Origin of the sequence: Granulicella sp. L56 (genome assembly GCF_009765835.1) — a bacterium.
Taxonomy (GTDB): Bacteria; Acidobacteriota; Terriglobia; order Terriglobales; family Acidobacteriaceae; genus Edaphobacter.
The window spans coordinates 1-11,210 of record NZ_LMUS01000008.1; the positions used below are offsets into that span (position 1 = coordinate 1).

Below are 11,210 nucleotides of genomic sequence, written 5' to 3' on the forward strand. Positions count from 1 at the left end.
GTGCTGGTAAAGAACCCGGCGCCCCCCGAGATCAGTGGGGTATTCTGCGCGATACAGTAACGTCCTGCGCAAAATATGGTCAGAGTAAAGACGGTGGCCCTCGTTAATCGAGCCACTTTAGAGAGAGGAAAAGGTAGTATAGGACGCTGCATACCAGTCACAATAGCGCTCGGGTATCTTCAAGGTGTCTCCGGATCGTCTGCCCTTTGTCAATTGATTGTCATTTCAGAGGCCATGAGAGAGGGATATCGATCATGCTGACAGCCTCTCGCGACTGCCATCAATTGAGTTGAGTCAGCATTCTGGTATATCGTGCCCGCTTGCTAGGAGAATCTGCCGTCTTCGAGAGTTGCTCTATCTCGTTCTTGGAAGGTTGAAATTCGAGAGGCAATCCTTTCCAGTAATACTTCAAGTCATCAGAACGCCAGTCGGCATATGTCTTTTCCCAGGATTTACCGGAGTTCCCTGAAAAGACCAGGTTAGCCGGATTGAGAGTTCGTCTGTAATCCTGAAACCTGCAGTCCAGTGAAACGCGAAGTTGGTTTGACAGATTTGGAGAGGCTGCATGCACGGTCAGACTGTGAAAGATGAGTACATCGCCTGCATTGATTTGTCCGCCAACCCAATTGCCTCCGACATCCGCTTTTGCCGGAATTTCCGGAACATGAAGGTCCTCGTCCTCGTGAGGTACATACCCGAGACGATGAGAGCCTTCCACAACTCGTAGGGGGCCCACATCGGCCGGGCAATCGTGAAGCGGAATCCACATAGTGAAGCATTCGGGATCTCCACCCATGAATCGATAATCCTGGTGTGCATGAACGGTAAGGTGTTCACAATGCGGGAAAATTAACCGGCCGATCGGCTTCGGATGAATCAAAAGGTGATCACCTGCCAGCATTTTCATAACCTGCTGCAGAGCTGGATGATGCGGCAGCGCGTGAAATAGTTCGAGATTGAACACGCTCTGGTAGGTGTCCTTGAATGCCGGATCTGGATCGCCGCAGGCCGCACTGACATCGGCAATACGTTCAAGCGGGTCATGGCCTGGCAGCAGCCAGCCTGCGGCTGAGAGGATTTGCGTAATCTTCTCAAGCAATTGCGTGACGTCGCTATGAGGCAATACCCCCCGAACGAGCGCATACCCTCTAGAGTCGATCTCCTCTTGTAAGGTACTCGAAGTGAGATCCTGCGTCTTCATTTCACGAAAGGGCTTCATTCGATTATTCTCCACAGCTATGGCCGGCTCCATTCCGGCAATGAAACCCGCAAGCTCCGAAACTTTACCGAAAGAAGCTGCGAGCTTCGGGTGTCACACAGATGCCACAATAGCGGCCTGCTTCAGCCGACGTGTCTTTGCGTAGTCTTTTTCTTGTCAATTGATTGTCATTTTCGGCTTCCATGATGCGGCGGAGGATTGCCCCAGGCCTATTGCATCCATCCAACGGTTTACAGCAGAGAGACGACGAATCAACAATAGAGTGACAATCGCTTTACACGAACATGACAAACACTCAGGCGAAGCCTAGCTAGTCTTCAAGACAAGCTCTTCTCTCGGAATCCGAGACACCGGGGCTGAGAATGAGGTGACGTTGCATTGCCACTGAGATCCGGTCGACGGTTGCCAAGCAAGCTTGAGCTTTGTGATCTACATACACCATCGGTAGGCTACCGGAAGATGGATCAACCTTTGGGTATTCAGGCTGCTGCGTCTCTGCCCGTGCGGCTCAACGGCTTTGCATTCCAGTCGTTACGGGACGAGCACATGGTGCGAGAGGCAGTTCTATTGATCTTCTGCAATCCCCTACCACCGCGATGCTCGCAATTGCGGTATCTTTCCCGCAGGAAGTGGCAGAAGTTATTGCGCTGGCTCGATCTAAGCGGTCTGGCTCTCTACTTCTTCGATCGAGTTGTCGAATTGCAGCTAGCTGACTTTGTTCCCGCTCCAGTACTCGCGAGCCTAGAGCAAAGACTAATCCAGAACACGCAGCGAACGCATAGCATGACCGCAGAATCGATTGCGATCCAGCGCGAGTTTCAAAGAGCAGGCCTCCGCTACACAGTTCTTAAAGGCCTGTCGTTGTGGCCCAATTCGGCCCCAAGCCCAGAGCTACGATTACAGTTTGACCTGGATTACCTTGTAGACGATGAAAATCTGCAGGAGGCGCGAGACATTCTGGTGCGCCGTGGGTACCGTCCCTCTGCATCGAACGAGAGGTGTTGGAAATTCGTACGAAATTACGGGTCGGCCTTGACTCTCAAAGACGTGTACAGGGACACCGGATCATGGGCTGTTGAACTGCACGATGTGTCTGGTGGCTCCGGGCGGGCCTCCCCATTGTTGCGCCTGGAGTGGCGCGAACTGTGCGGTCTCTCGATGCCGACGCTTTCTCCTGTCGACGTTTTCCTGCGGCAAGGACTTCACGCATATAAAGACGTCTGTTCTCAATTCTTCCGCCTCTCGCTTTTAATTGAGTTTTACCGACACGTACTCTTCCGCCGCGACGACGATGCCTTTTGGAAAGCGCTGCATCGAGAGGCGCATGGGAATCCTCAGGCGGCGTTAGGACTTGGAGTGGTGATACTCCTGATCACGCAAGTCATGGGCGAGTTTGCCCCTGAGGCTTTGACACATTGGACGGTGGACCGATTGCCGCGGCCAGCGCGCCTGTGGGTCGCAACGTATGGCCGCCGAATTGTGCTGGGGAGTTTTCCTGGCAGCAAGCTGTATCGGTTGCTCAAGAGAGAGCTTGAGGCTGGAGTTTATCCAGCGGAGCATTCACTTCGGCATTCACCCAGTCCCTCGTCGCCGCCGGCTCCTATGATGATGGACTTCCCCGTGGAGACCTTTTCTATTCGACTCATCCGATTCGTCCGACTCATGCGATATCGCATGCAACTCGACCTCATCCCCAGCCGCCTGCGGTTTTACGGAATAGAGGGTTTGCGGCTCGCATGGGAAACGCGCCGTTTGCGCCGCATGATGAAACAGGATGCGCCATGACGCAGCCATCGAACCCCGCCGCTCTTGCGTTCGACGCAATCGCACCAGATTTTGATGCGCGCTTCGGCCAATGGCTCAGCGTTGCTGCCCAGCGGCGCGCCGTCCGCGCAGCGCTGCTGCGGGAATTTCCGACGGGAGCCCATATTCTGGAATTGGGCGGTGGCACAGGCGAGGACGCACTTTTCCTTGCTGAGCGAGGCTTCGATATGTTTCTCACCGACCCCTCGCCCACGATGGTATCCCTGGCAAAGACCAAACTCGCTCCTTTCGGCGCGCGTGCTGAAGTTGCAGCAGGGGAGGATATGGAGGATTTCGCATCGCGTCATCTCTCCGCAGGCGGCGCATTATTTGACGGAGCCTTCTCCAACTTCGCGCCGCTCAATTGTGTTGTCGATCTGGAGCCGGTGGCACATGGACTTGCGCGATTGCTCAAACCCGGGGCCGCGGCAATGCTGGTGCTTTTCGGCACTCTCTGTCCGGGTGAGATGGTGACAGAAGTGCTTCGGGGACGACCGCACCTGGTGCTGCGGCGTCTTAAGCGCGGCGAAACCTCAGCGCGCCTCGCCAAGCGCGACTTCCATGTCGTCTATCATCGCCGTGCAGCATTGCTTCGCACCTTCGCGCGGTGGTTTGTCCTGGAGAAGCGTCTAGGCATCGGTTTAACCGTGCCGCCCAGCGCAGCCGAGCCTTGGATATCCAATCATCTGCGACTTCTTGCTCTCATGGAGAGAATGGATCGCGTCGTCTCTCGCCCGATGGCAGTCTTCGGGGATCATGTCCTTTATCAGTTCCGCCGAAACGCCGAGCAATGAGGATCCTTGGCATCACGCCGGGGCCAATACCCCATAAGGATTCGATCCTTCCCCATGCAGATGACTTTCTAACCCAACCAGGCAACCCACCCAAATCTATGGTCCCCCCCACACTTCGGACATTTGAATGACGAACTTGAGACATTCTGACGACACGCAGAAAGAGATTGCTGCGATACGCTTCACCTGTAGAACCAATAAATCACGCTTCCCCTGAAATACGAATGACAGGCGAGGAAATCAAGCCGCGTTGATGATAATGAAGCAAATCGCCGATGTGAACTTTCCAACACTCTGGGCAGACTTTCGTCTATTGGCCTTTGAAAAGGTCAAAGCGGGCGACGGAGCAAGGGAGGAACGTCGAGAAACTGCGCTGGCATTGCTTCTCGGAGATATCCATAGTTTTCCTCCCGTGGTGCGCATTCATTCTCAATGCATGACGGGAGATGTATTTCATTCTCTGCGGTGCGACTGTCATGACCAACTACATCTGGCATTGCGCGTGATCGCGGAGAAAGGGGTCGGCGTGCTGCTGTATGAGCAGCAGGAAGGCCGCGGCATTGGCCTCATGGAAAAGCTTCGGGCCTATGAACTTCAGGAGCAAGGACTCGACACCATCGAAGCCAATCTCCGCTTGGGACATGCCGTTGATCTACGCGACTATGCGCTTCCTGTCGAGATTCTTCGGTTCCTCGGCATTCGCTCGCTCCGCTTGATGACCAATAACCCAGACAAAATCAATGCTGTTCGTACCGCTGGAATTGAGATCGTCGAGCGCCTGAGTGCAGATGTCCCAGACAATCCTCATTCAGCTCACTATCTTGCGACAAAACGCGAAAGGCTCGGCCATATGTGGTCGTCAGATAACAACTTCAGTCCATCTCAGACCGCATTCCCCGTCACGAACGAATGACATTGAGCTGACAATTCCGCGACAAGCTCCTGAGTCTACCGGACTACTCTGAGTTCCATAAGGCGGAGTATTTTGCGCGAGTCCATCCACCTGTCGTTCGGCAGAGACCGGATGTGGCACATGCCAATACGCAGGCATTCGAGGTGAGTTTTGGCACAAATATTAGTAACGCATTCCTATCATCTTCCCTATGACCCAAAGCAATCGCGCAAAATGCAGCCATACATGCCACTTGGTACGCTATATGCGGCTACGGCGCTTCAGGGAAATGGGTTCTCTGTGGTTGCATTCGATTCGATGCTCGAAGCGCCGTCTGCTGGCTTCGCTGAAATGCTGGCCGCCCATCGACCCGACATTGTCGCTGTCTATGAAGATGACTTTAATTTTCTGTCCAAAATGTGTCTCACGCGCATGAGAGAAGTAGCTTGGGAAATCGCAAAAGCGGCGCGTGTTGTTGGCGCCGTCACGATCGTGCATGGTTCCGATTCGACAGACAACCCTGACCTCTTCTTGCAAAATGGCTTCGACTATGTGCTTTGCGGAGAAGCAGAGGAGACTCTTGTACAGTTATGTACTTCTATTCTGTACACCGATGAGGTGCCGGAGATAGATGGTCTTGTAAGGCTTGATGGGAACGGCCAAGCCATCCGAAGTGCACAGAAACTTTCAAAGAATCCTATGTGGTCAGAGCTCTCTTTTCCCGCCCGCGATCTCATCGATATGGAGCCATATCGGGCGGCGTGGCTGGAAGCTCACGGACATTTCTCAACGAACATGGTGTCCAGTCGCGGATGCCCGTACCGATGCAACTGGTGCGCGAAACCAATCTCTGGCAATACGTTTCATTTGCGGTCTGCCGCCACTGTCGCTGAGGAGATGAGGCTACTGAAGATGGAAGCTGGAGTCGACCATATCTGGTTCGGTGATGATGTCTTCGGATTGAATCATCACTGGGTGGAGGAGTTTGCCGCAGAAGTTACGAATAGAAACGCAGCCGTTCCATTCAAAATACAGTCCCGTGCTGACTTGATGAGCGAGCAAACTATCCAACATCTCAAGACTGCGGGATGCACCGAAGTTTGGATGGGAGTTGAATCAGGGGCACAGGCCGTGCTGAACGCGATGGACAAGGGACTGAAGCTCCCTTCCGTGATTGCCGCGCGCAGCCTCCTGAAAAAATCCGGAATTCGCGCTTGTTATTTTTTACAGTTTGGTTACCCTGGCGAAACCTGGACCGAATTGCAGGAGACAATCGCCTTCGTGCGTGAGACACGACCTGACGATATCGGCATCTCGTTCTCGTACCCGCTGCCGGGTACGGTGTTTTATGAACGTGTGCAAGCGGAACTGGGACAAAAGCGTAACTGGACCGACAGCGACGATCTCTGCATTATGTTCAATGCAGCCTACAAAACCGATTTCTACCGAGCCGTGCGAGATGCTCTGCACGCGGAAGTCGATTCTTGGCGGGAAACGGAGAAGGTGGACGCGACCCATACTCATATTGAGGCATTGTGGAGCAGAGTCAAGGAATTGGAGCCGGTGAGCCGGGATGCAGACGCCCTTGCGCCTTCTAAAAAGGTGGCTACCGTTGCGTCGACTGCATTTGTACCCGTAGAGGCTTTGGCGTCCATCAGGGGGAGCTAGATGTGTCCATCTTTCGTTGTAGAAAATTCAGCCCTAACGTCGTTGGCACATGGCATCGCCGACGATACTGAGCATCTGGGAATTCGTCTGAAGTGTCCTTATTGCCAAGCCAATTTAATTGGGTTTGATTGTCTCTCATGCTGGTTCCGTCTCCAAAATATCAGTGGCATCCTGGATGCGCTGCCGCCGGAGCGAGCCGCGCACTATGCGCGTTTCATAGAAGAGTATGAACGAATACGAGCAGCCGAGGGCCGCGGCGACGAAAGTGAATCTTTCTATCTCGGTCTCCCTTACACGGATAGATCCGGAAGGAACCGCAAACAGTGGGAGATCAGAGCGCGCAGCTATGACTATTTGATAGCGCATGTGTTGAAGCCGAACTTCCCGGTGGAGGGTGGACGGATTCTGGACCTTGGCGCAGGAAACTGCTGGATGAGCTTTCGTTTGGCGGCTTCCGGTCACCATCCAGTCGCAGTGGATCTGCTCACCAACGGTTCCGATGGACTGGGAGCAGCCGAACACTATCGAGAACATTTGCCGAAGCTTTTCCCGCGCTTCCGGGCCGAGCTTGCACATCTGCCGTTCCAGAACGAACAGTTCGACACCATCATCTTTAATGCCTCGTTCCACTACGCTGAGAACTATGAAGTTGTCTTGCGCGAAGCACTTCGATGCGTCAAAGTAGGCGGCATGGTAGTCATCAGCGACACGCCATGGTATGCCCGCGAGGAAAGCGGCAAACAAATGATTGCAGAACGACAAGCTGTTTTTCTGCATCGCTATAGAACGGCATCAGACTCGATCAAGAGTCTCGAGTACCTGACAGACGAGCGTCTACGGACGCTGGAAGAGCAGATGTCAATCCGTTGGACTACCTATTCTCCCTGGTATGGTTTCAAGTGGTCCATGCGTCCGCTCGTGGCGAAGCTGCGAAACAGGCGCGAGCCCTCACGATTCCGCATCTATGTTGCACGGAAAGAGCTGGCATGAGTGGCTATGTAGCAACTTCTGACGAGCGCCACGATGAACAAGTAGTAGTTCAGGGAGTTCGTTATGCCGAAGGGCCGCAGGAAAGCAAGTGCGGCTCTATACAGATCACCGGCGGTCACATCACTCGTATTATGGGCTGCTCATCGCTTTCATCAGAGGTTCAATCAGGCAACATCGAAATTAATCTCAGTGGGTTCCTGGTCATGCCCGGCCTTATCAACGCTCACGATCACTTGGAGTTTGCCCTCTTCCCCCGGCTGGCTGATCCGCCTTATCGCAATTACATTGACTGGGGAGAGGACATACATGAAAAGTTTCCCAATGTCATAGCAAAACATCGGGCGGTCCCGAAAGATCTGCGCGTATCGTGGGGCGGCATACGAAACCTGCTTTGCGGAGTCACGACAGTGAGTCATCACAACCCTCTCTGGCCTGAGTTGCGAAGAAAGGATTTCCCCGTCCGAGTCATCCAAGAATATGGATGGGCGCATTCGCTGGCGCTTGGCGGCGACCTCCGCGCAGCGCGCGCGGCCACGCCCGAAGGACGCCCTTTCATTGTCCATGCCTGTGAAGGAGTGGATGAACTGGCACGGGAGGAGCTTTGGGGTCTTGATCGATCAGGACTTTTGGACGCCAGCGCTGTAATTGTCCATGGACTGGCTATCGACACTGCGGGCGTCGAACTTATGCGGGAGCGCGGAGTCTCGCTCATTGTCTGCCCCTCTTCAAACAACTTTCTTTTTGGAGAGCTTCCAGACATGGAACTCCTTGGCGGACTTGAAAATGTCGGTCTAGGCAACGACTCTCCGCTAACTGCGGAAGGAGATCTGTTGGATGAAATTCGATTTGCAATGCGCTCGTGCGGCATTGGGCCGCGTACTGCGTATCGCATGGTGACAGAGGTTCCGGCTGCGATTCTTCACTTGAAAGATGGTGAGGGCACCATAACAGTGTCTGGTGTCGGAGATCTGATTGCTGTTCGAGATACCGGCCGCGATGCCGCAGATAGATTGCGGACGCTCTCTATGACAGATATAGAGTTTGTAATGATTGAAGGCCGCGTACAACTTGCCTCGGAGATGATATTGGAGCGGCTCCCACTCCGCGCAAGACAAGGGCTGGAGCCTTTGTGTATCGACGGCACCATCCGGTGGCTACGCGCACCGGTGAAGGAGCTGTTGCGGAAAACTGAAGAAGTGCTCGGCGCGAGCGAGGTACGGCTAGGAAGCAGGCGAGTCCGCATTCCTGCATAGATGCGAGGCGAACTGTCTTTACTGAGCCAACATTGGGCTGGCTACGACCTGTCGCCAAACTCGTAGCCAATGATCCATTGCAATGAAGAGCGCGTTTCGGAGCCTACCTCTCGTAGAAAAGGGCATGATGCTCGCTAATCCGGTTTGTGGAAGAGAAACGCGGCTACAAGCTTGAGACCAACATCTCTCTTGTAGGCCTTCGTGCCGATGCCGCGAGCATAGAACTTTTGAATCGATGGTCCTACAACTCCGTCTCGGTAGGCGACCAGGTACAACCCTGCTGCTTCGGCGAGTTGCGCGTGATCGCTATGCACATAGTGTTCGATTTCGTGCACAATTCCCGCATGATCGGTAAAGGTTCGCTGGTGGCCAGCCGTCGCCGCATCGGGATGAAAATCAGTAACAAAGACATGTCCGCCCGGTACACAGACACGGGCAATCTCCTGATAGGCACGAAGCGGGTCAGGCAGGTGCCCTAACACAAGCCGGCACCACACCATATCAAAACGGTTCGAAGCAAATGGCATCGCCCTTACATCGCCCGTCACCGCGTTGCGAGCCGCGCCGGCAGCTAGCATCTCGAGGCTCGCGTCAATGCCTGTGGCGCCGGAAAGATCTGCAATACGCCGACCAATGCCACAGCCTGCGTCAAGCAGTTTTGTTTGCGACAGACCACGGAGCATCTCCTGCGCTAGCTCCTCGTCCAGAAAACTCGTGGCTGTCTCGGAGGCGTAGGTCGGTGCCCAGAGTCGATACGCTTCGTGTACGTCTAACTTACTAATCCCCGATCCGAGGCCGTTTCTGAACGGCCACAGGCCCACTCCGGCAAGGCGATGTTTCATGAGGCTACGAAGGCTCTCCACTTAATCAGCCCTCCCATATAGGTTCGTTTCTTATTTCAGAAGCCGCAAGCCGAATTTCTCAATCCAGAACGAACAGTTCGTTCCGTCTTTGATAGAGATTACTGCTCACCAACCAACGAATTTGTCACTCGATTGTCACAATGTTGCGCGGCATCGCTCAAATTACATTTTGCAAACAACTGGGCTTCTCGGATGTGGAACGATGAAAACTGCCACCAGGACTTGACGATAAGCGGTGTGGATTTAGGTAAAGAAAGAACTCGGCAGCGACGCAGTTAATCCTTAGAGGGCGATGGGGAGTAAGGAAACAAGAATGTCGCACTTCGGGGTACTGTCCTATAAAGGGACCGGTCATTTGAACCCGCTCATCACACTATCCCGAGAGTTAGTGGCTCGAGGACACAGAGTCACGTTCTTCCACGATGCTGAATTGAAAGCCCGCATCTGTCCACACGGACTGGGGTTCTTCCCAATCGCTGCGGCCAGGGACAGTTCCGGAGAGGATACGTGCTCCAGTCGTCGGCAAAGGCCTTCTTCGGCCCTCGCTGTTCTGCGCTATCGCGTACACCGTACCGTCAACGACATGGAAAGGTTCCTGCGCGAAGCTCCCCAGGCACTTACTCGTGCAGGAGTCGATGCTCTCATCGTCGATGAGCTTGCGCTCGCTGGACCAACGATAGCTGAGATGTTGTGCTTGCCCTATTTCGTAATCTCGACTTCTGTGCCTCATAATTTTGGATGGTCTGCTCCCCGTCGAATCGCACCGCGGAGATCCATTTTCACTCGGGTGCAGAACGCGCTGCTGGAGATCTCCGTGTTCCGAATGAGAGGCCCTGTTCGGCGAAGGCTGGACAACTTTAGACGGCAAGTCGGGCTCGGACCAATCCGGCTGATTAAGCAGGCATTTCCCGAACTCGCGCATATAACGCAATTGCCGCAGTGCCTGGATTTCCCGCGATCAGGGTTACCCCCTACCTTCCACTACACCGGACCATTCGTAGACGAAGCCGCAAGACTTTCTATGAAGTTCTCGTGGGATCAGCTCGATGGACGACCGGTAGTTTATGCATCTTTAGGAACAACCTTGAAGGGTGAACCGGCAACATTCCGCTTGATTGCCAAAGCCTGCGATGGACTGGGCGTGCAGTTGGTGATTGCACTCGGAGACCGCCGTGATCCCGAGATGTTCCATGACATGCCCGGAAAGCCGCTGATTGTAAGGAATGCTCCGCAACTCGAGCTCTTGAAGAGATCAGAGATCGTAATTACGCATGCCGGGGCAAACACCGTATTCGAAACACTTATGCAGGGGAAGCCGATGGTTGCCATTCCACAATACTTTGACCAACCCGCAATCGCTGCACGCCTTGCGTGGCTGAGGGCCGCGATAGTGCTGCGCCCAGGGAAGCTTTCAGTGCAAGAAATCCGCTCCGCACTCGCAACAGTACTCAGTGACCCAAGCTATGGGAATGCAGCGAGAGGTATACAGGCCAAGATCCGCTCGGCGCATGGACTGGAGAGGGCCGTCGATTTAATCGAGCAGGCTCTGGGGAATCATGCCGGAGGCTTCGGACGCAGTTTTGATACTTAAGCCAGGATTTGCCAGCGCACCGATTTCAAATCTGAAGAGACATTGCACCGACCGTGTAACCAGTTATAGCGTGGCGGGCAACAACATGAAGACCGTCAAATGACAAGCGCATGACAATCAATGGTTGAAAGGCCGCC

Annotated in this window: 9 protein-coding genes; 7 read left to right on the top strand and 2 right to left on the bottom strand. The window is 54.1% G+C overall.

What is annotated here, in order from left to right:
* Window positions 1-280: 280 nt before the first annotated feature.
* Complete coding sequence (locus tag GSQ81_RS18715) at window positions 281-1,219, bottom strand: phytanoyl-CoA dioxygenase family protein (RefSeq protein ID WP_158912340.1); 939 nt, start codon at window positions 1,217-1,219, stop codon at window positions 281-283.
* A gap of 459 nt (window positions 1,220-1,678) precedes the next feature.
* Between GSQ81_RS18715 and GSQ81_RS18720 the strand changes: the two genes are divergently transcribed.
* The 6 genes from GSQ81_RS18720 (at window position 1,679) to GSQ81_RS18745 (ending at window position 8,619) form a co-directional block, all read left to right on the top strand.
* Window positions 1,679-3,004, top strand: a complete 1,326-nt coding sequence (locus GSQ81_RS18720; protein WP_158912341.1) for a nucleotidyltransferase family protein — start codon at window positions 1,679-1,681, stop codon at window positions 3,002-3,004.
* Window positions 3,001-3,816: a class I SAM-dependent methyltransferase gene (locus GSQ81_RS18725; protein ID WP_158912342.1), complete on the top strand. Its 816-nt coding sequence runs from the start codon at window positions 3,001-3,003 to the stop codon at window positions 3,814-3,816. The genes GSQ81_RS18720 and GSQ81_RS18725 overlap by 4 nt, the downstream gene beginning before the upstream one ends.
* Window positions 3,817-4,075: 259 nt before the next feature.
* Window positions 4,076-4,729, top strand: a complete 654-nt coding sequence (ribA, locus tag GSQ81_RS18730) for a GTP cyclohydrolase II (RefSeq protein WP_318523761.1) — start codon at window positions 4,076-4,078, stop codon at window positions 4,727-4,729.
* Between the two features lie 225 nt (window positions 4,730-4,954).
* Window positions 4,955-6,376: a B12-binding domain-containing radical SAM protein gene (locus GSQ81_RS18735; RefSeq protein ID WP_254060327.1), complete on the top strand. Its 1,422-nt coding sequence runs from the start codon at window positions 4,955-4,957 to the stop codon at window positions 6,374-6,376.
* Between the two features lie 42 nt (window positions 6,377-6,418).
* Window positions 6,419-7,366 (top strand): bifunctional 2-polyprenyl-6-hydroxyphenol methylase/3-demethylubiquinol 3-O-methyltransferase UbiG, encoded by a 948-nt coding sequence (locus tag GSQ81_RS18740; RefSeq protein ID WP_254060328.1) that lies wholly within the window; start codon window positions 6,419-6,421, stop codon window positions 7,364-7,366.
* Window positions 7,363-8,619: an amidohydrolase family protein gene (locus GSQ81_RS18745; RefSeq protein ID WP_158912345.1), complete on the top strand. Its 1,257-nt coding sequence runs from the start codon at window positions 7,363-7,365 to the stop codon at window positions 8,617-8,619. Before GSQ81_RS18740 ends, GSQ81_RS18745 begins: the two co-directional genes overlap by 4 nt.
* 134 nt (window positions 8,620-8,753) lie before the next feature.
* Here the strand turns inward: GSQ81_RS18745 and GSQ81_RS18750 are convergent, their stop codons facing one another.
* Window positions 8,754-9,461 carry a class I SAM-dependent methyltransferase gene (locus GSQ81_RS18750; protein ID WP_158912346.1) on the bottom strand — a complete coding sequence of 236 codons (708 nt, stop codon included), beginning with the start codon at window positions 9,459-9,461 and terminating at the stop codon, window positions 8,754-8,756.
* Between the two features lie 334 nt (window positions 9,462-9,795).
* Here GSQ81_RS18750 and GSQ81_RS18755 point away from each other — a divergent pair, with 334 nt between their 5' ends.
* Window positions 9,796-11,073, top strand: a complete 1,278-nt coding sequence (locus GSQ81_RS18755; RefSeq protein WP_158912347.1) for a glycosyltransferase — start codon at window positions 9,796-9,798, stop codon at window positions 11,071-11,073.
* Window positions 11,074-11,210: the final 137 nt, after the last annotated feature.